At 55.6% G+C, this 19,704-nt stretch carries 22 protein-coding genes and 2 pseudogenes; 11 read left to right on the top strand and 13 right to left on the bottom strand.

Annotated features, from left to right (window positions below; genetic code table 11):
- Positions 1-14 precede the first annotated feature (14 nt).
- Both ACMHLQ_RS06975 and ACMHLQ_RS06970 read left to right on the top strand, forming a co-directional pair.
- Positions 15-1,226 carry a calcium-binding protein gene (locus tag ACMHLQ_RS06975; RefSeq protein WP_415404062.1) on the top strand — a complete coding sequence of 404 codons (1,212 nt, stop codon included), beginning with the start codon at positions 15-17 and terminating at the stop codon, positions 1,224-1,226.
- 221 nt (positions 1,227-1,447) lie between these two features.
- Positions 1,448-1,699, top strand: coding sequence for a type II restriction endonuclease (locus ACMHLQ_RS06970; protein ID WP_415405243.1), 252 nt, complete (start codon positions 1,448-1,450; stop codon positions 1,697-1,699).
- 51 nt (positions 1,700-1,750) lie between these two features.
- On the opposite strand, the gene ACMHLQ_RS06965 is transcribed toward ACMHLQ_RS06970, so the two are convergent.
- Both ACMHLQ_RS06965 and ACMHLQ_RS06960 read right to left on the bottom strand, forming a co-directional pair.
- The gene (locus tag ACMHLQ_RS06965) at positions 1,751-2,797 is read right to left on the bottom strand and encodes an HNH endonuclease (RefSeq protein ID WP_415404061.1); all 1,047 of its coding nucleotides are present in this window, start codon (positions 2,795-2,797) and stop codon (positions 1,751-1,753) included.
- 671 nt (positions 2,798-3,468) lie between these two features.
- Positions 3,469-4,131: pseudogene (locus ACMHLQ_RS06960) on the bottom strand (IS110 family transposase); the annotation flags it as partial.
- 405 nt (positions 4,132-4,536) lie between these two features.
- On the opposite strand from ACMHLQ_RS06960, the gene ACMHLQ_RS06955 reads away from it, so the two are divergent.
- From ACMHLQ_RS06955 to ACMHLQ_RS06930, 6 genes are all read left to right on the top strand, one after another.
- The gene (locus ACMHLQ_RS06955) at positions 4,537-5,112 is read left to right on the top strand and encodes a DUF4956 domain-containing protein (RefSeq protein WP_415404060.1); all 576 of its coding nucleotides are present in this window, start codon (positions 4,537-4,539) and stop codon (positions 5,110-5,112) included.
- Between the two features lie 11 nt (positions 5,113-5,123).
- Positions 5,124-5,954, top strand: a complete 831-nt coding sequence (locus ACMHLQ_RS06950; protein ID WP_415404059.1) for a polyphosphate polymerase domain-containing protein — start codon at positions 5,124-5,126, stop codon at positions 5,952-5,954.
- 189 nt (positions 5,955-6,143) lie between these two features.
- Positions 6,144-6,788: a hypothetical protein gene (locus ACMHLQ_RS06945; protein WP_415404058.1), complete on the top strand. Its 645-nt coding sequence runs from the start codon at positions 6,144-6,146 to the stop codon at positions 6,786-6,788.
- Positions 6,789-6,998: 210 nt separating this feature from the next.
- Complete coding sequence (locus ACMHLQ_RS06940; RefSeq protein WP_415404057.1) at positions 6,999-7,487, top strand: hypothetical protein; 489 nt, start codon at positions 6,999-7,001, stop codon at positions 7,485-7,487.
- 142 nt (positions 7,488-7,629) lie between these two features.
- Complete coding sequence (locus ACMHLQ_RS06935; protein WP_415404056.1) at positions 7,630-8,241, top strand: TIGR02466 family protein; 612 nt, start codon at positions 7,630-7,632, stop codon at positions 8,239-8,241.
- A 132-nt stretch (positions 8,242-8,373) separates the two neighbouring features.
- Positions 8,374-9,153, top strand: a complete 780-nt coding sequence (locus tag ACMHLQ_RS06930; RefSeq protein ID WP_415404055.1) for a hypothetical protein — start codon at positions 8,374-8,376, stop codon at positions 9,151-9,153.
- A 19-nt stretch (positions 9,154-9,172) separates the two neighbouring features.
- Here ACMHLQ_RS06930 and ACMHLQ_RS06925 read toward each other — a convergent pair whose 3' ends face one another.
- From ACMHLQ_RS06925 to ACMHLQ_RS06915, 3 genes are all read right to left on the bottom strand, one after another.
- Entirely contained in the window at positions 9,173-9,808 is a 636-nt protein-coding gene (locus ACMHLQ_RS06925; protein WP_415404054.1) for a response regulator, read from the bottom strand.
- Entirely contained in the window at positions 9,805-11,121 is a 1,317-nt protein-coding gene (locus ACMHLQ_RS06920) for a sensor histidine kinase (RefSeq protein ID WP_415404053.1), read from the bottom strand. The genes ACMHLQ_RS06925 and ACMHLQ_RS06920 overlap by 4 nt, the downstream gene beginning before the upstream one ends.
- Before the next feature lie 340 nt (positions 11,122-11,461).
- Complete coding sequence (locus ACMHLQ_RS06915) at positions 11,462-11,770, bottom strand: hypothetical protein (RefSeq protein ID WP_415404052.1); 309 nt, start codon at positions 11,768-11,770, stop codon at positions 11,462-11,464.
- Between the two features lie 350 nt (positions 11,771-12,120).
- On the opposite strand from ACMHLQ_RS06915, the pseudogene ACMHLQ_RS06910 reads away from it, so the two are divergent.
- Positions 12,121-13,503 (top strand): annotated as a pseudogene (locus ACMHLQ_RS06910) (transposase).
- A 149-nt stretch (positions 13,504-13,652) separates the two neighbouring features.
- On the opposite strand, the gene ACMHLQ_RS06905 reads toward ACMHLQ_RS06910, so the two are convergent.
- Together ACMHLQ_RS06905 and ACMHLQ_RS06900 are read right to left on the bottom strand one after the other, a co-directional pair.
- Complete coding sequence (locus ACMHLQ_RS06905) at positions 13,653-14,204, bottom strand: methyltransferase family protein (protein WP_415404051.1); 552 nt, start codon at positions 14,202-14,204, stop codon at positions 13,653-13,655.
- A complete protein-coding gene (locus tag ACMHLQ_RS06900; protein WP_415404050.1) occupies positions 14,201-14,836 on the bottom strand; it encodes a cation transporter in 636 nt (211 codons plus the stop codon). Before ACMHLQ_RS06900 ends, ACMHLQ_RS06905 begins: the two co-directional genes overlap by 4 nt.
- A gap of 72 nt (positions 14,837-14,908) precedes the next feature.
- Between ACMHLQ_RS06900 and ACMHLQ_RS06895 the strand changes: the two genes are divergently transcribed.
- Positions 14,909-15,325, top strand: coding sequence for a MerR family transcriptional regulator (locus ACMHLQ_RS06895; protein WP_415404049.1), 417 nt, complete (start codon positions 14,909-14,911; stop codon positions 15,323-15,325).
- Positions 15,326-15,377: 52 nt separating this feature from the next.
- On the opposite strand, the gene ACMHLQ_RS06890 is transcribed toward ACMHLQ_RS06895, so the two are convergent.
- Together ACMHLQ_RS06890 and merF are read right to left on the bottom strand one after the other, a co-directional pair.
- Positions 15,378-15,602 (bottom strand): GDCCVxC domain-containing (seleno)protein, encoded by a 225-nt coding sequence (locus tag ACMHLQ_RS06890; RefSeq protein WP_415404048.1) that lies wholly within the window; start codon positions 15,600-15,602, stop codon positions 15,378-15,380.
- The gene (merF, locus tag ACMHLQ_RS06885) at positions 15,578-15,802 is read right to left on the bottom strand and encodes a mercury resistance system transport protein MerF (RefSeq protein ID WP_415404047.1); all 225 of its coding nucleotides are present in this window, start codon (positions 15,800-15,802) and stop codon (positions 15,578-15,580) included. Before merF ends, ACMHLQ_RS06890 begins: the two co-directional genes overlap by 25 nt.
- A gap of 410 nt (positions 15,803-16,212) precedes the next feature.
- Between merF and ACMHLQ_RS06880 the strand changes: the two genes are divergently transcribed.
- The gene (locus ACMHLQ_RS06880; RefSeq protein WP_415404046.1) at positions 16,213-16,611 is read left to right on the top strand and encodes a MerR family transcriptional regulator; all 399 of its coding nucleotides are present in this window, start codon (positions 16,213-16,215) and stop codon (positions 16,609-16,611) included.
- A gap of 490 nt (positions 16,612-17,101) precedes the next feature.
- Here ACMHLQ_RS06880 and ACMHLQ_RS06875 read toward each other — a convergent pair whose 3' ends face one another.
- Genes ACMHLQ_RS06875 through ACMHLQ_RS06860 form a run of 4 tightly spaced genes read right to left on the bottom strand, consistent with a single transcriptional unit; the run spans position 17,102 to position 19,704 of the window.
- Positions 17,102-18,193 (bottom strand): alpha-hydroxy acid oxidase, encoded by a 1,092-nt coding sequence (locus ACMHLQ_RS06875; RefSeq protein ID WP_415404045.1) that lies wholly within the window; start codon positions 18,191-18,193, stop codon positions 17,102-17,104.
- On the bottom strand, positions 18,193-18,747 hold the full coding sequence (gene comE, locus ACMHLQ_RS06870; protein ID WP_415404044.1) for a sulfopyruvate decarboxylase subunit beta: 555 nt from the start codon (positions 18,745-18,747) through the stop codon (positions 18,193-18,195). The genes ACMHLQ_RS06875 and comE overlap by 1 nt, the downstream gene beginning before the upstream one ends.
- Positions 18,744-19,250, bottom strand: coding sequence for a sulfopyruvate decarboxylase subunit alpha (gene comD, locus ACMHLQ_RS06865; RefSeq protein ID WP_415402967.1), 507 nt, complete (start codon positions 19,248-19,250; stop codon positions 18,744-18,746). The genes comE and comD overlap by 4 nt, the downstream gene beginning before the upstream one ends.
- 40 nt (positions 19,251-19,290) lie before the next feature.
- Positions 19,291-19,704, bottom strand: coding sequence for a universal stress protein (locus ACMHLQ_RS06860; RefSeq protein WP_415404043.1), 414 nt, complete (start codon positions 19,702-19,704; stop codon positions 19,291-19,293).

Below are 19,704 nucleotides of genomic sequence, written 5' to 3'. Positions count from 1 at the left end.
TTGCCGTCAGTTCCGTGATTGATAATCTTGCCATTCTGGGCACGAACAAGGCTGAAACCATCTCTGCAGGTGCGGATGCGACGCGCATCTTCGGCTTTGCCGGTGATGATCTGATCAAGGCGTCAGCTGCGGGCCAGCAGATCAACGGTGGGCTTGGCTTTGACACGGTCACCTTTGCGGAGGCAAGCGACGCCGTGACAGTCAACCTGTCGGACGCGACTGACAATACCGGTTTGGCGGCTGGATCGACCTTCACGGATGTGGAGGCCGTCACAGGCTCGGACTTTGACGATGATCTGACCGGTGATGGTGCGAACAACAACCTGTTCGGTGGGGACGGCAACGATACCCTCGATGGCGGTGCGGGCAACGACACGGTCAATGGCGGTGACGGCAACGACCGGGTGCTGGGCGATGATGGCGATGACGTTCTCTTTGGCGGGTCGGGGTCCGACCGGCTGCAGGGCGAGGACGGCAATGATATCCTAAATGGTGGTTCGAACTCTGACACGCTGATTGGCGGGCTGGGCGATGACACACTGAACGGCAATGGTGGCTCAGATACGGCGCTTTATGTCGGTCTGTCATCGGGTGTCTTTGTCACGCTGGAAAGCGAAAGCGCCTCTGGCGGTGGGGGTGACGACGTGCTGGTGAGCATCGAGAACGTCTTTGGCTCGGGCCATGACGACATCATCTTTGGCTCCAATGCCAAGGGCAACCGTCTCGAAGGATCGCTTGGCAATGACCGTCTGCATGGCCTTGACGGGCGCGACACCCTGCTGGGCGGCGATGGCGAAGACAGCCTCTTTGGGGGCGATGATGTTGACCAGCTGCTGGGACAGGAAGGCGACGACCGTATCGACGGAGGTGGCGGCACAGACTTCCTGACCGGTGGCGCAGGTGCCGACAACTTTGTCTTCAGCAGCATCGACGACACGGGCGTTGGCCGGTTCAACCGGGACGAGGTGCGCGACTTCTCGGGTGCCGAGGGCGACCGGATCAACCTGTTCCTCATTGATGCGGATGCAACCACCGACGGCAATCAGGCCTTCACCCATGTCGGCACCAGCTTTACCGGCAATGCGGGCGAATTGATCCTGAACGACATCAACCAATTCGGTGTGGATGTGACAATCGCCTCGATGGATGTGGACGGCGACGGCGTTGCCGATGGGCAGGTCTACATTGTCGGCACAGGGATCACGGTCGATGACTTCGTCCTGTAACATCCCCGGCGCCCGTCCCTAGATCCGGGCGGGTACCGCACCCTCACATCAGCCCCCAAGGCCCAACTGGCCTTGGGGGCTGATTGCGTTCCGGTTGGCTGTGCGGTGTCGCGTCACCGTCCAACAGCGGCAGAATTGAATAACTTGCGTCAAGGGGATGCACCCCTTTCTTATTCCCCGGTGAAGACGAATACGCCAACCCGTCATGGCCGGATGATCAGCTGGTTATGCTGGCCGTGAAAACGACCTGCAATGACCGCTGGCGTCAGGTTCTGGCTAAGGCTGACCGTATCGGAGAAAAACACCTGCTCACTCTCGAACCGGCCATATCGCGCGCGCAGACTGCCGAGATGCAGGCTCAGAAGCTCCGTCTTGTGCTGCCAAGGCCATTGCACGAAACATATCACGAGAAGCAGCGCGACTGGATTCTGGACGTCGCAGGGTTTCTGCGGCTGGCAAGGTTCGGTGATTGATGATCCTTTGCACGCGATGAGTGTCGGTCTCAGGCGGCTCCTTGTTTCGGTCTACTCCTGAAACCGACTGCGATGATGTGCGAGAAAAAATAAGTGTCGCGCGTCCAGACCAGATATTCGGAAACCCGGATCAAGCCCCAGCCTGGCACGATTGTCGGTTGATACTAAAGACGAGATCCTGATCAGACCATCGTCGTCGAATGCAATCAGATTGCGGTCGAACAGTGCGTCGATGTGGGCGCACAGCAGAAGTCCGTTAAAGGGATTAAGCCGTTCCGCATTGGACGCATCGCGCCACGGCTTGATATGTGAGGCTCGAAGCAGCGCGATATGATCGACGCCTGTAACCGGACACGCATTCTGCCATGAAATCAACAGCGCATCGCGAAACTCACCCTGTCCGATCCTTGCGGCCTGTAGTCGCTCGCGCTCGGTGAGCGGATCGTCCTCTGGCGACACAACACGCACGTTCCCGTCCGGAGCTGAGATCGTCGTCCCTTGTTTCAGCAGGTGTACCAGCTCTGCAAGGCAGCTTGCATCGATCCCAATGGCAAAGCCGTGCCGCCCTTCGCTGGCGCGCTGATCGGCATTGTACGCCGGAAATGCGCGCAGGTTACTGTTGATGTAAGTCCTTACCGGATCGGGTAATGCGACGCCGCCAAGAGCGCTTAACTCCGGGGCAAGTTCAATGTAGTGCGGATGGATCACCAGAGGCCGGGTCCTGGTCTCTCGCTTTACATAAACGACGAGTTCACCGCGACGCAGCTGCAAAAGTTTCTTAGTTTCGTGCGTTCTGGAGAAACCTAGGTCGGATAGTCCTTCGATCAGCGCTTCTCCAGCCAACATTCCGGTCTTCGCGGCCGGTTGTCTGGTCGAGACTGGCAGCGCCATCTTTTCCGCATAGCGCGCCCAGCTTCGTACATTCTCTGTCGGCCAGTCCACGCGCAGAACCCCCACCTGATCAGATAGCTCAGGGCGCAACCTGGTCGCGAAGATGTCGACTGGCTTGCCTTGACCCGGGACGTCCCCCCGGTAGTCGCAAAGCCAGTCTGCCCTTTTTGTTTCTGTAAGCGTCGCATCAAAGAGTCCGCCGAACACGGTTTCGTCCGGCTTTGGATTTACAAAGGCAGCCCAGATTTTGCGTTACGGAAGATTGGCCGCCCGGCCTCCTGCGTCGCCCAGTATCGCTCAAAGCCTTTGGGGTGGTGTCGCCACAGATCATGCAGGGTCGCGAAGTCCTTACCTCGATCCGACGTACGGTGGCGAATGACGCAGACCTCGGCTGGTCTGATGCCCGCCGATATCAGCAGATCGTTGAATGTCATAGTCGTGCGCGTGCTTTCCAGCGAGCCATGATCTCAAGGTTATGGCCTGTGATGATAGGTGTCATTTGATGCCTTATCAAATCGTCTTCCGCCGGTTAGCCGGTAAGCTGCGCGTAGCTGCCCGCAGGCTTGCAGGCGCGGCCGGTGGCTCCTCCTAAGGAGTTCTGGAAATCTGCCAATGTCGATCTGGACTGACGCGAACGGCCCGAATGCATGTACCGGCTGCTGTTCGCAATTGGTTTCTTCGCATGCTCTCGGAAGTCGCTCATATGTATACGGTCTACTGATCGACGCGCGGGTCGTGGCCTTGTTGGGGTTACGTTCGCTCCGTGATCTCATTACCGGACAAGTCATTGTCGACTATTTGGGCCGTCAGATTCTGGGGGCGTAGTTTTTCCGTTCCATGCTTTCGATCTGTCGCGAACTCCTTTGGGTCGCTTCGGCTCAGACGCCGATGGCAACCTCATCTCTCGGGGCGTCGAACGCCGTTTTGTGTCTCAGAGTACTCCGGGCCATGCGTGCGAGCTTGTTCGCCAGCGCGACAGCGGCCTTGTTTCGATGCATACGCTCTGAAGCTCGCGTCAGCCAATCACCGAAGCTGAAATCCGGCCAACGAAGCGGTCGCATCATGATGATCTTGGCGGCCTGAACGAACAGCATCCTCAGATACCTGCTGCCGCGCTTGTAGATGCGCCCGAGGACCGTTCGTCCCCCGGCGCTGAATTGCCGGGGCACCTGGCCGACCCATGCCGCGAAGTCACGGCCGCGATCAAAGGCCTTTCCTTCTCCGATTGCGGCAACCATCGCCGTAGAAATCATCGGGCCAATGCCTGGCACCGTCATGACGTTGACGCAGTTCTCTTCGGTTCGACTGATCTCTTCGATCTCCTGCGACACCTTGTCGATCCGATCATCCATCCACATCCAGTCGCCTTAAAGGCCGATCAGGATCGAACGCATCCGCGGTGATATCTCGCCCTGGCGCTCTTCCAGGATCGTCTCGAACGAGTTCTTCAGTGCGCGTAGACCTTTGCGCGCGGTGATGCCCTGTTCCATAAGAAAGGTGCGGATCTGGTTGATCGTCGCTGTTCGGCAAGACACTATCTGGATATGGCTGAGCGATTGAGTCAGCCAGATTGACGGTCCCCAACAGGATGACCGACGATTGAACGGGTGATTGAAACTGGTCCGCCAATCCATGTGGTGACGCTGCCTCAGACTGTGGCCCAGATCGTATTCGAACGGCTTGTGATTATGGCTGACGCAGGTCTCGCTACAGTTTGCGAAAAAGGTCATTGGCAACTTCATTCCAGCATAGTCCAAGGACAATCGTGCTCAGACCAAATTGAGCGCTGCCATCAGACTATGGTCGAAAAGACATCTTGACCAAAGTCCATCACAACACGGGACCGAGGCCCAAAGCAGCATCACCCCCAATGTGACAGTTTCATTTCAGTTTTGTGACAGCCGCTCCACTGATGGCGTCACTTCATATCATAACTGGAATGCTGAATGCTGAATTTTTCTGACCCCATCTGGGAACTCATCGCGCGGTTTGCGATCAATACTGGTGCGATGTCGCTCCTTGTCTTTGGGATGTATTATCGTCGCTACCGTGACCGGGAACTTGCGACCACGGCGTCGATGTTCAACATTTTTGCATTCGCCGTGCTGACGATCCTGTCCAGCGTTCAGTTCTCCCTTGCGGCAGGCTTCGGCCTGTTTGCCATTCTGGCCTTGTTCAGTCTGAGATCTGAACAGATCGAAAAGATCGAAATAGCCTACTTCTTTGGTGCCATTGCCATCGCCGTGATCTGTTCGGTCCTGGGGACCGGGCTGGTGTTTGTGCTTTGCATCGTGAGCTTTGTGATTGCCGCAGCCTGGGCGCTTGATCACCCGAACATGATGAAGTCCGCACATGGCGCGAAAGTGACGCTGGATGCGATTGATCCCGACATTCTTTCCGATACCGAAAAAACCCGCCGGCTTTTGTGCAAACGGCTGGGCGTCGACGTGATGACCTTTCAGATCATTGAACTGAACTACGTGAACGACATGGCCCGTATCAACATCTTTTACCGCAACTGAAAGGCACCCTGATGACCTATACTATTCCAAACATGGACCTTGCATGGCTGACCGACGGCTTTGACCCGATCAGTCTGGACCAGCTCAATCAGAAAGCGGAAATGCTGTCGCGGATCGATAACAAATACGTAATTGACCGTTGGATGCTGGAAAAGGTCCTGCCAGAGCTTCTGGAAGAGTTCGACATCCTTGAAATCGAACATCGGCGCGCCTTCACCTATGACACCCGGTACTATGATGATCCTCAACGGAGCGCGTATTACGAACACCATCAGGGGCTGCGCAAAGGGTTCAAGGTGCGGGTACGGCGGTATGCGGATGCGGATCTCTGCTTTCTTGAGGTGAAGGTCAAAGGCAAACGTGGCATGACGGAAAAGCACCGCTTGCCTTATGATCCGGATGCGATGGAGATGCTGACGCCGGAGGCTTTCGAATTTGCGCGCGAGACATATACCAGCCAGTATGACAAGCCCTTTGACTATGATCTGGGCCCCGCGCTGGATGTCCGGTATCAGCGGATCACATTGGTTGCCAAGTCCGGCGGCGAACGCATGACCATTGATGCCAAGCTGCACTTTGCCACGCCGGATCAAACGCTTGATACCACAAGCGATGTCTTTATCGTTGAAACAAAGTCCGCCTTGGGTCGTGGGTTCGCGGATAAGGCCCTGCGTCGCATGCATGCCCGCCAAACCAAGAAGTGCTCAAAGTACTGTATCGGAATGGCAGCCCTGGGAGAGGTAAGCCGCTGGAACAGGTTCATGCCCACCATGCGCCGACTTCACATGGTGGAAGGGACGAACTTGGTCGCCAAGCCAACAAAGCGTGAGCTTGCAGCCTGAGAGCGCCTTACAAGTCCGCGCGTCCCACAGTGTTTCTTTGGGGGATGCGCGGCTTTCAAGGACCAAAGTCGGTAATCCCAATGGGATCGCAAGCGTATGCTGGTACAATCGGCGTCCCATGCTTTTCGATGCGGTTCTTGAGTGCGTTCTTATGGCGGCGTCGATACGCGCAATCGGAACGATGACACAATGATTGGATTACGAACTGCGGTCTTGATACCTTTGGCCTTTGCCAGTCACATTGGTGTGGCGCAGGCTCAGGACCATGCGATGGGTTTTTTTGTAACCAGCGTGGGATTGGGCAAAGGGGCCGGCCTTGGGGGGCTTGATGGGGCGGATGCGCATTGTGATGCACTCGCGACCGCAGCTGGCAACACCGGACGGACCTGGCGCGCCTACCTCAGTACAGAAGAGGAAGGAAAACGCGGTGTGTCCGCCCGATACCGCATTGGCAAGGGACCCTGGTACAACGCAAATGGGGAGCTGGTGGCCAGCGATCTTGATGAATTGCACTTGAGCCCGAACATCATCAAACGGATGGCCGTCGATGAAAATGGGAATAAGATCAACGGTGTCGGGGACAGCCCGAATGAACATGACATCCTGACTGGGTCCATGTCGGATGGCATGGTGTATTTTCCCTGGGCTGAGGGTGATCACACCTGCAGCAACTGGACCAACTCCGGCGAGGGGAGCGCGCAGGTCGGGCATCATGACCGTCATGGTGGCGGCAATACATCTTGGAATTCAGCACATGGTTCCCGAGGGTGCAGTCAGGAGGCGCTGACGGGGACAGGTGGTGCAGGACTGTTTTACTGCTTTGCAGCTGAATAGTTGGCTCAACATGTGGATTGGCAATGTGGGTTGCCAATCCTACATCCTGCTTCCTTCCATCCCCTTGCCTTTTAAGGACCTGCGGACGGCCAAAGACCTTAGTCTGAAATCCCGTCAGACCATTGAGCCAAAACTCCTAGACGATCAGCCGATGTTACGCGCGCGATTGAACGCAATAGTCGCAGCACCAATCAACTCAGGAGAATGAACATGGCACGCTCAAAATTACTTCTCTCAACGTCTCTCTGCCTCGTGTTTTCTGCCCCAGCCTTCGGTGCGGGACAGAGCTTTGGACAGATTGACGCCAACAACGACGGCTCGCTGAGCCGTGATGAACTCTCGTCTGCATTCGGAGCAAGTGGTGCAGATAGCGTTCTGGGCCGTTCTGACCGCAACAACGATGGCCGGGTGAGCCTCGCCGAAGCAGGATCATCGCGCGATAGCAATGAAAGCGATGATGGCGAACGCGATGACGGCGAATCCAACAGCGGCGGCTACAACGAAAGCGATGACGAAGAAGGTGACGACAGCGAAAGCAACAGCGGCGGTCACAACGAAAGTGATGATGACAGCGGCGAAAGCGACGACTCCGGCGAAAGTGATGATGGCGGAGAGAGTGACGGCTCCGGCGAAAGCGATGATGATGGAGAAAGCGGCGAAGGTGATGACGGTGGTGAAGGGGGCGAGAGTGACGACTAGCGCGGAACCGACAAGCGCCAGTGCGAGGTGAAAAGAGCTGGCTGGTTTCACCAAGAGGCCAGCCAGACCAAGCTTGCGTTTGCCTGCCCATTTACATCAGCATTAAGGCAACCCAGCAAAACTCCAAGCATCAAGAAACAACATGATATCAGAAACCAAATTTGAGAAACTCTTCTCTTCTCCACTTTTTCGATATGACGTGGCCAATCACGAGGCGCTCAGCGCGGAACTCCTGAAAGAAGGGGCAGCCATGCGGCGCGAAGATGAGGGTGTCACGAAGTCAAATAGGCGTGGTTGGCATTCCGCCGGTAACCTGTTTTCGCGGGACGCTGATTGCATCGTTGAATTGCGCGTGGCTGCCGAAATGGCTGTGCTCAGTGCCACTCGGAAAATGACCAAAAAAGTTGACCCTGAAGAGCTAAAGCTGAAGTTGTTCGGCTGGATGAACGTCAATCCTTTGAATGGCTACAACGCCCCACACACGCACCCAGGCGCGCATTGGTCGGGGGTCTACTATGTCTCTCAGCCCGACACGGATGAAGGGGACTCTGGCATGATCGAATTTGTCGCCCCGCGCGTTGATCTGCCTCATTGGGAAATACTGCAGACCAGCGCGTTTCGCCTAAAGCGCCGGATCAGGCCTGCGGCAGGTGAGATTATCCTGTTTCCATCTTATCTGTTGCACTGGGTTTATCCCAACGAAATGGACGAAGATCGCGTAACGGTTGCGTTCAATGCAACCTTCCGAAAATAGGGAGTCCGTCAGAGCCTTTGGCGGACGGAGCCTGACCTGCAACTGGTTGTGATCTTGCTGGGACCAAAGTCCATTGGAAAACGTTTTTCCAGCCTTATAATCGACGTCAATCGAATTGAGTGATGTGAGGCGATGAAGCCGCTAGCGACGACAAAAATCCTTTTGATGACATCGGTCTTCGCGATCTTTCCATATCGTTTGGAAACTGATTTTGCGGGCAAGCTCACACTTGTTGCCTCCCTCGCCCATGCCGAGAGCGGTTCCGGAAGTGATGGGGACGGCGGGGATGATGGTGAAGGCGGTGACGATGGCGGCGGTGGCGAAGGCGGAGATGATGGCGGCGGTGGCGAAGGCGGAGATGATGGCAGCGACGGAGACGGTGACGATGGAGACAGCGGGGATGATGGGGACGACGGCGAGAGCGGGGATGATGGAGACGACGGTGAGAGCGGGGACGATGGGGATGATGGCGAGAGCGGAGATGATGGAGACGACGGCGAAGGTGAACGTAAAGCTTCACGGGCGGTAAAAGCACAGAAGCTTGGGAATGGTGCGCGCATCTTTTATAGCGACGGCAGCCGCGAAGAAATCCAAAACGGCCAATATGTGCGTTCAGACCGCAACGGGCGTGTTCTGGAACGAAGGCGTGCGCAAAGCAGCGATCTGGCGCGCGTGCGTGCCCTAGTCGGTGGACAAGGGGCGAAAGTTGAGACCGCACCGTCCGGCGTGAAATCACGTGCGGTCAAGGCCATTTATCGTGGAAACAACGTCCAGATCTTGTATGCAAATGGTTGGCGCGAGGAGATATCCTCTGGCCGATACAAGTTGACTGATCAGTATGGCAGGACCGTCACGTCACGTCGCGCAACGCAAATAGATCGGAACCGGCTGAACAGGTTCCGAAACAAATAGAGCAGATTCATTCAGCAGCTCATTTGTTCCAGGCGTCATGGGCGATCAAGGCGGCCTCGACCCTGTTGCGGGCGTGAAGTTTGCTGAGGATAACGGTCATGTAGTGTTTCACCGTCTTTTCCTGAAGCTTCAGCGCATCAGCTACTTCTCGGTTGCTTTGCCCCGTAGCGACCAATTGCAAAATTTCTTCTTCCCGCTTGGTGAGATCGTCAATCGGATTGTGCGTATTCGCTTTTGGTGCCTGCATGATCTTCAGAACCTGCGCTGCAAGACCGGGGGACACATGTGCTTCGCCTATTGCGATCCCTTTCAGAACCCGCCTTAGCTCTTCTGCGGAAACACCTTTGACAACATACCCAATCGCGCCCACTTGTAAGGCGTTGGTCACATCAGTATCATCTTCTGACACCGTCAGCATCGCTACTTGACTTGCGAGTTTCTCAGCGACGATTTCTTTCGCTGCCGTGATCCCGTTCCCCGGCATCGACAAATCCAAGAGCGCCAGATCCGGCTTGTGCTTTCTAGCCATTGCAACAGCTTCCTGGGCCGTTGCGCCGGTGCCGACAACATCAAACTCTCCGGTCTCCGACAGGCTTTGAACCAACCCATCCCTAAAAATCGGATGGTCATCCGCTACGATCATTGTGATGGTCATGATAATTCCTCGGTTGCTATCTCAAGGGCGAGGACGGTGCCTTTGCCGATGCTGCTTTCGATATTCAATGTTCCGCCAATGCTCTCAGCCCGGTCTTTCAACCCAATCAGACCCTGCCCCCCACTTTCGTCGAGTGGGACCGGATTATCGACGTCAAACCCTTCGCCAGCGTCTTGGATGACGATCCTGACACACTCAGGCGCGCCGATAACGGTGACGACAGCGGTTTCGGCCTTCCCATGCCTTAAAGCGTTGGACAGCCCTTCCTGAAGAAAACGGTATATGCAGAGTTTTTCAGCATAGCTCAGCGTTTTGGGTTCTGATCCTTCGAACCTCAGGTCGACGCTCAGGCCTGATTGGGTTTCGCGCTCTGTCACTGCACGGCGGACAAGCCCTGCCACATCAAGCTCTTCAAGCTCGGGCAGGGCAAGGCCCCGCGATATGGCGCGGATTTCCTCCAAGGCTTTGTCTAGAGAGGAACGGATTTCTTTTCGGGTGTCAGGTGCTGACCCTTTTCCAAGAGCAGAATCCAAGCGCAGCGCGGCAAAGGAAAGATGTTGCGCAGGTCCATCATGCAGGTCGGATCCAACGCGTCTGATCGTCTGCTCGGTCTGCGCCGTTGCGCGCTGGTTTGCTGTAATGGCGCGCTTTCGCAGAGTGTCGTTTTGCACCGCAAGTTTTTCAGAGGCTGCCAGCTGCGCCTTTAACTCAGTGCGCTGCAACTCAATTGTACGCCCACCCGCCCTGACGATTCCAATCAGGAGCAGTCCGCTAAGCGCAAAGGCCGAGCCTACTACCATCCAAGTCGTGCGTTGAGCGTTTGCCAGTTCGACCTGCAAGGCGTCCGCGCGTTCGTAGAATTCGGCCACGGCGATGATCTCGCCGCTAAACACCTCGTGGATAGGGCTGTAAACCTCCAACAATGGCACCCCAAGGGAAGCTTCAGATTCGTCTTCGGGATCATTCAGATCCTCGAAAGACGCTGAAACCTCACCTTGCCATGCCGCACGCAGGTCATCGGAGGGTTCAAACTGTTGTCCCGCAAGCGACGGATCCGAAGCATGGACGATCAAGCCACCCTTTTTCCAGATTTTGTAGGATACAATTCGATCGCTTAAGGCTGTACTGGAGAAGATCTCTATCATCGCTTGCTGTGCGGGATCTGAGAGTTCTGTCCCATCTGCCAGGTCTTGCGTGACAGGGGAAATAAAACTCTCAACATAGTTTGCGGCAGTAATCGCGAAGTTCTGCACTGCAGCCTGCTCAATTCTGTGAGACACCCATGACCCTACGGCGATCATTGCAATCAACATTACAGCGCCCCCGGCCAATATGAATTGACCAGGCAGCGACAGACGTTTCCAAATTTGCGACGCAGAGCTTGCCTTCATGAAGATACTCTATCTGCCGCAGTCAGGACGGAAAGGGACTTTCGTCTGAGTTTGTACCGTGTTCAAACGAAGAAAAATCTCGTGATGTAAGAATTCATGGCATTCTAAGTCACCGCGTCAGCAGATCTCGACGTGCCTCTAAGCTTGTAGGGAAATAGGAGCTTGAGGGGACTTCACGTCTTGCCGTTTGCGATCAGTGTTCTTCCTAGTAGAGACACATGGTGGGTTTACTTTGTCACACGTTCGCACTTGGCGATGCCCATTAATCAAGGCAGAAGCCTTGTTCGATAACGTCTCCAGGTTCATCGCATCCGAGAACTTCGGAATTGTACGTCTTGTCCAACGTAGCGATAGGCACTTGATCCTTATCGTCACCATCACTTCGTGTGTCGTGCCATTCTTGTTCTTGGATGTGGCATACCAATTCAAATTGGCCTTCACTCTTGCGATCTGTGACTCCAACGCAGATGACGGCGGCGGGCTTTCCATCACTGTTGCCTTGCGAATTCGCGCTTGCAGAAGTCGATATCAAACAAAGAACAATCATGAAGGAAAAGAGTTTATACCGCATGAGGGTCCCCTTGTCGTTGTTCAGCTTTAGATGACCATAAGGAATAGAAGAAGATGCAACACTTGCCTTGGTCGCAAGATTGTTCCGACTTCAGTCTGACACGCTATGCACGTTAGTCTGAGCGGACTTACAGCTGAGTTAGGCCATGATGGTTAAACGCTACATTTGGGTTGAGGTGTAGGGGGCCTTTGCGGGACGGGGCGAAATGACACGCTAAGCGTTTTCGATAAAGCCGCCGTTCCGGCACAGTGCGGCGGATTCAACGAGAGAGCTGATTCCGTTGAAAAACTCTTCCTTGATTGGGTCTCCATCGACTGATTCAATTCTCTCAGCGAGCGGGAGGGTTTGCGATGATGGGACCGAGGCAAGAGACGCAAGCGGCCTTGTTCTACGAGTTCTCGCTGGAGGGGCACGTTCCGCAGGACCACCTACTGCGGTCGATTGATCGGTTCGTCGACCCAAGCAGCATCCGGACACACCTTTCGGATTTCTACAGCCACACGGGTCGCCCATCAGTCGATCCTGAACTGCTGATCCGAATGCTGCTGGTCGGGTATCGCTTCGGCATCCGGTCGGAACGGCGGCTCTGTGAAGAGGTGCACCTCAATCTGGCATACCGCTGGTTTTGCCGTCTCGACCTGACGGATCGCATCCCGGACAATTCGACATTTTCAAAGAATCGCCACGGTCGCTTCCGCGAGAGCGATTTGTTTCGCCATGTGTTTGAGTCGACTGTCGCGCGTTGCATGGCGGAAGGGTTGGTTGGTGGTCATGGCTTCGCCGTCGATGCCAGCTTGATCAGTGCCGACGTTCAAAAGCAGAACTTAAGCAATCCGGAAGACCGGGAGGCTCGGGAGATTAATCCTGCAGATGCTCCCCGCGCAGTGTGCGAGTATCTAGATGTGCTCGACGATGACGCGTTTGGGGCCGCCAGCGGGGTGAAGCCAAAGTTCACAGCCCATGTCGACCCCGCAAGCCAATGGACGGCAGCCCGGAAAGGTGCTGCGTTCTTTGCCCATTCGGACAAATACCTGATCGACACAGATCACGGGATCATCGTCGATGTAGAGGCCAGCCGGTCTGTCAAAACAGCGGAAGTGGGCGTATCACGCCGCATGATAGACCGGACCAGCGAACGGTTCAGGTTGAAGCCGGACTGGGTTGCTGCCGACACCGCCTACGGCTCCGCAGAGAACCTCGCCTGGCTCGCGTTGGATCGACAAATCCTGCCGTTCATCCCTGTCTTCGACAAATCCAAACGTCAGGATGGAACGTGGTCGCGCTCAGATTTCACCTGGGATACCCAAAATGACAGGTATCTTTGTCCCGAAGGGAAGGAGCTGAAGCGCATCCGGCAATACCACAAGGACCCACGCAACAAGCGGCCGCGAACAGGGCGTCGCAAATACCGCGCCAGCAAAATGGTTTGCAGTATTTGCCCTGCGAAAAAGAAGTGCTGTCCGAAAGTTGATGCACGTTCGGTCACCCGCGAGCGGTTCGAAGAGGTCCGGGAATTTGCCCGCCAATGCACGGCCTCGTAGTTCAATCCAAAGGCACAGGCGCGCCGCAAGAAAGTCGAGATGCTCTTCGCCCACCTCAAACGCATTCTCAGTTTGGGGCGGCTCCGATTGCGAGGGCCATGCGGCGTTCAGGACGAGTTCACCCTCGCAGCCACCGCCCAAAACCTCCGGAAACTGGCCAAACTCAAGCCGAAGGTGCCTGCCACCGGCTAACTAGGCGGGCGTGCATCAGACATCTAAGATAATTCAATGCAGTAGCCCGCTCCAGCGATCCGGAAACATCGACTTTTTCAACAAAATTAGCCCGACCGTCCTAGATGCCGCACCATGGCGAAGGTCTGCCTTTGCACTTGGTCGTTGGCCTACAAGAACCGTCGGACCGTTGCCCTGTAGTCCTCAAATTCGGAACCGTAATGCTCCTTGAGCCATGGCTCCTCGGCGAATGGCGCGGCCTTCAGGACGGTTATTCCCGCGAAACCGACTAACGCTGCTCCGGACGACGCACAAAGCACGATCCAGCCAACAATCATCGCAATGTCTGCAACGTACTGTGGATTGCGGGAATAGCGATACATCCCGCCGGTTCTAAGCGACCTTTTCGCGCCGCCAGTCTGGGCTATTCCGAACTGCGCGACTTCTGACCACACGATGACGTTGCCCACAACGATCAGCGGAATGCCAACTCCGAACCGCAGCCAGGTTGGAATTGGCAGGCCTCCCCAATCCATGAACCCGAGGACGATCAGGATACCGAATAGCGTGAATGTCGGAATCCAAACCAAGGTGGGGGTCGCCTTGGTGTAGCGCTTTGGCGGCCAAAGGCGGCGCTCAGGGTGTGCGATGGACCAAAGGATCGCAGCTAGGGTGCTTGCCGCGATCACTAGGCCGACGATGATCAAGACCGTCTGCATCATGCTTCCACATGCTGATGGTCGGTGATGCCCTGCCGCTCCGCCAAAGCTTGGCGCACGATCTGGAAGGCCGAGGACAGGAATAATCCGGCCATGATGGTTGCGACAAAAAGATCAGGCCAACCAGTTGCGGTGCCCCACACACCAAGCGCTGCAAACATCACTGCCACATTCCCAATCGCATCATTGCGCGAACACAACCAGACCGACCGGACATTGGCATCACCGTCTTTGTAACGAACCAACAGCAATACGCTTGCCAGATTGGTGAGCAGCGCAAGAAAGCCGACGATACCCATGATCTCAGCCGTGGGGACGCCAACATAGAAGACGCGATAGACCGTTGATCCGAACACCCAAAGACCCATCAGAAGAAGGCTGATGCCTTTGAACAGAGCCGCATTCGTTCGCGCGCGGAGCGAGGCCCCGATGACTACAAGCGAAATGCCATAGGTCAGCGCATCGCCCGCAAAGTCGAGGGCGTCGGCTTGCAGTGCTTGAGACTTGGCCAGATGCCCTGCTGTCATCTCGACAACGAACATTGTTGCGTTGAGCGCAATGACGATCCATAGCCGCCTTTTGTAATCATTTGAAACGCCATCAAACTTGGCGTCATGTCCGCAACAACCAGCCATGGGAATCCTCTTTCATCTTTGCTTGCTCATAGTGTAATGTCTCTAGTGACTAGAGGTTCAAGAGGTATCTTTATGTTTTCCATCGGCGAGCTTTCGAAGCGCACAAAGGTCAAGGTTCCGACCATCCGGTATTACGAGGAAATGGGGCTACTGCCCGAGGCTGAGCGCACGCCTGGCAATCAAAGGCGCTACAACAAAGCTGGTTTGGAGCGGCTTAGTTTTATCCGACACGCCCGTGACCTTGGGTTCTCGATTGAAGCGATCTCGTCATTGATCGAACTGCAAGAGCACCCGGACCGGTCGTGCGAGGCTGCAACGGACATTGCCACATCTCAACTCGAAGACGTCCGCGCAAAAATCAAACGTCTCAAGACGTTAGAAAAGGAACTTAGCCGAATATCGAAAGGCTGCGACGGTGAAGGTGTATCGGAAGACTGCTATGTGCTGGCATCATTGGCCGACCACAACTTGTGCAAACGGGAACACTAGAAGTCGCATAGCGGGCATTGGCCATCCCAAATCGAAAGACAACCAGACCTCGCTATACGCAGCACGAATTGCCTTCTTGGATCGGGGGACAAGGCACCGTTGCGTATGAACAGTACACGCAACAGTCGCCTTCGAGCGGCTTCAGGACCGTTTGACAGGACTTGCATTCATAGAACCACTGGCAGGCGTCGGTGGGCATGGTTTCCGTCTCGACATGCCCGCATGACGGACAGGTCAGCGTGGATTCCAAGACTACTTTTGTTGCTTCTGTCGCCATAGTGCGTACCCTGTCAGTATGAGAAAACCTGCCAGGATCGGCAGCAAAACAGCGTCGCTGTAGAGAATGCCAAGCAGGCCAGTCAGCCCCAGTGCTGTGAGCACAATCGGCAGCAACGGCGTGAAACAGCAAAGGATTGCGAGGATCGTTCCGCCCACTCCCAGTGCGAGTAGTTTGTTCTTCATCGGGTCGATCTCCACAAATCCCACATGAACCGTTGCGCTGAGGCTTCCCAGTATGGGGATGACAGCGCAACCAAGAAGGCTGTGGTGGCGAGGGATGCCCAGACGATAGCGGATCGCCTACGCCTAGTGCATGCTCTGGGCCAGATCACCCGATACCACGCCCATACGAGCGCGATGCCGACAACGACAAGGATGAAACCCCGATACGCTATGAAAGGCCCAAGCACAGTGAGCCATGTGCCACCAAGACCGATGATAGACAGTCCCATTGGCAACGCGCAGCATGTGGCTGACAGCAATGCGAGTAGTGCCACGAGAGGCATAACCAGCCGCGTAGCCACATTGGGTTCAGTCGCCGTTTGTTGATTTGCGTTCACGTCCATTCCGCAGTTTTACTTCCTGTAGTGACTACAGAAGCAAGCAGAATGTTCACCATCGGCAAGGCATCAGAACAAAGCGGCGTGAACATCGAAACGATCCGCTATTATGAGCGTGCAGCCATTGTTCCAAAGCCAGAGCGCTCGGCAGGAGGGCGTAGGCTCTATTCATCTGACGAAATTGCGAAATTGAGGTTTGTGCGGCGCTGTCGAGACTTGGGTTTCCCAATCTCCATCATCCAGACCTTCCTGCCGCTGACGGATCAGGATGATCGCAATTGCGGTGAAGTGAAGACCTTGGCCGAAAGTCATTTGGATGACATCAACGCCAAGATCGACAACTTAACACGCCTCCGAGAAGCGCTTCTTAGCCTGTCCTCGAATTGCGATGTCGGAACTTCGGCCTGTCCGATGCTGGACGCCCTCATGAAAGATGGCTTTCGCTAGGATGGACCAATACAAAGCGGTCATTGAGTTGCCTCAGGTGAACGGCAGCAAAGCTCCACACTTAAGACCTCAAATGTTGTCCTAAGAACGTCTGCTATACTTAACTAATTAACAAAATTATCCTTATGCGATATTTCATAAGAACCGACCTATGTTAGTGCTTTCTCTCCCCTCACGTCGCTCGAAAGCGGCCCTTTGCCGACCTTCGTCTTACCTTCGCGATTCTGTGGTCGCAGCCCGCATACCGGCCATTCGCGGCGCATGCGAAATCTGGAGGTGACCTAACTCGCAGTCGGCGGGACAAAGCGCGCGTCATAAAGCGGTTGCCAACCATCTATTGAGGAAAAAGCATCGAAAGAGGGAACCAGAATTGCCAGTCCACTTCATTCAGTCTGGATCGGTTATAGTCTTCTTAAGCGATAGAGAAGACAACCAAGTTTCTTCTTTTGGGTCTCGCAAGTCTGAGACAAATCTGGCGTTCTATAGGCTATCAAACCAAACTGTCTCCCCCTGTTTGTGCCATGGCGCTCGACAACTCCGCAGTGAGAATATCCCACAGTCTGTGCAAACCTTCTTCGCCAGCTGCGGCGATGGCAAATTGCAGAATACGGCCAAAGAAGGCAAAGTTTGCACCCTGTTCAAAAGCTTTCAAAGCATCTTCGCCATTACGCAGTCCGCTGTCATAAAACAGCGGATACTCTGGACCGACGGCTGCCCGGATTCTCGCAAGCGCGTGGATCGGCGCGGGTGCGCTTTCAAGCTGACGCGCGCCATGATTGGAGACTTGAATGGCATCTACACCCTCGGCCTTGAGTTGTAGAGCGTCATCGGTGTTGGTGACCCCTTTGACGACGAGTTGTCCCTGCCACAGATCGCGTAGGCCTTTGAGAGTGTCCCAATCCGCCTTGGCACGGCTCTCGGTTCGATCAAAGTCAAAACCGTTCATCTCAAAATTGGCCATCTGCGGACGCCCTGCAACCAGAGAGGTCAGGGACCAGCGCGGATGTAGCGCAAAATCCAGAAACTGGCGTGGCCCGATACGGAACGGCATCGTGAAGCCATGGCGCAATTCTCGTGGTCTTCGGCCAACTTCGGGCACATCGACAGTCAGGACAAGGGTTTGGTATCCCGCATGCTGCGCACGTTTGGCCAGTTTGAAGGATCCGGTCCCGTCACCGCTGAAGTAAAGCTGGAACCACGCGTTGCCTTCGGCGACCTCAATCATCTTTTCCAGCGGAGTTGAGGCGACAGTCGACACGCCAACCGGCACACAGTCGCGTCCGGCCAATCGCGCCAGCATCAAGTCTGCGCCCGGGCCGGATAGGTTGCACATGCCCATCGGTGCGATCCCAAAGGGGCGTTTGGCGGTTTTGCCAAACAGCGGCATATCCAAGGTACGATTACTCACATTCCGCAGAATGCGCGGCTCAAGGCAGATGCCATCAAGGGCCGCACGATTGCGTGCAGCCCCCATCTCGCGCCCGGCGGCCCCATCGATATAGTCAAACACCATCCACGGCAGACGGGACTTGGCCAGGCGCCGCGCATCTTCGCTGGAATGAATACGCGCAGCGCGGCTCATCAGCTTGCGACAGCTTTCATGAACCTGTCCTTGATCACAACCGGATCCATGGTGATGACCGGCAACTTGATGTTGCCGCTGTCGCATTTCACCACGATGATCGTCATCTGCTTGCTGTCGATGGCCGCCTGCAGCACCTTGCCGGTGTCGACGTCCTGGCAGGTCACAACATTCTCGCAGCCACAGGCCGCTGCGACCTTTTCCAGCGCGGTTTTCTTGCCCGCATAGGTCGGCTGATCGCCGGTCGACCCGTACGATCCGTTGTCGATGATCATCAGGATGTAGTTGTCGGCCACGTTGTTGGCGATGGTCGGCAAGGTGCCGAGATTGGTCAGAACCGACCCATCGCCATCAATGGAGATCACAGTCTTGTCCTGCGCCAGCGCCAGACCGAGGCCGATGGAAGACGACAGGCCCATCGTGCCCAGCATGTAGAAGTTCGTGGGCTGGTCGTCGATCATGTGCAGCTCTTGGCTGGGCAGACCGATGTTACAGACAACCAGTTGATCCCGCAGGATCGGTGCAATGTCTCTCAGGATTTCAGAACGGATCATTGGTCGCCGTAGCCTCCCCAAAAGTTGGCATCGGTCAGGATCGCGACCGGTTTGTTGCACATGAAGGTGTATTTCAGGATCATATCCAGCTCTTCCACATCCGACTGTTTGTGGAAGTGGTAGGTGGGAATGTTCATCTGGTTCAGCAGCGCCTTGGTGTGCACCGCCATTTCCACCTGACAGGCCACGGGTTCACGCAACTCTCCACGGTAGGAAATCAGCATGGGCAGCGGCATCCGGTAATACTGGATCAACGTGGCCAGCGTGTTGATGGTAACGCCAATGGCCGTGTTCTGCATGATGATGGCGGGGCGTTTGCCGCCCATATGGGCGCCCGCACACAGGCCCATGCCTTCGTCTTCCTTGTTGGAAGGAATGTGAAAAATCTCGTCACGCGCGTCGATCTCGTCAATGACCCCGGCAAGCTGTTTGCAGGGCACGGTGGTCACGAACGAAATGTCGTTGGCGACCAGATCATCCGTGATCTTCTTGTCTATGTTCATGTCGTGTGGGGACCTTTCTCGGATTGGGAGGTGTGCCGTCTCAGGAAGACGCGCGATGTACGTGAACGGCGCAACCAGCATGACGCACGACGCGTGAGGCGGTTGAACCAAGGAAATAGTCTGACAGGTCCGGCTTGTGCGATCCCATCACGATGCAGTCGATGCCATGGGACAGGGCATAGTCGATGATCGTTCGAGAGGAATGCCCTTTCACGATGACGGGTGTCACATCTGTATGGCCTGACAGCTTTTCCGTCAGAGCGGCGCGGGCTCTTTCAAAACCGGCAGCAACAGTTGCTTCATCGAGATAGGCGCTCACGGACCCTTGTGGGGCTTCATGAACATGCAAGGCAATGATCTCTCCACCGGTGGAACGCAAGGCGTTCGCAATCCCAAGCGTCTGGGTCGAAACGCCGTGATCCAGGGCCATCGGAACGAGGATTTTAGTGTACAT

The organism is Tateyamaria algicola (assembly GCF_047715485.1).
GTDB lineage: Bacteria > Pseudomonadota > Alphaproteobacteria > Rhodobacterales > Rhodobacteraceae > Tateyamaria.
This window is presented reverse-complemented; position numbering and strand designations above follow the sequence as displayed.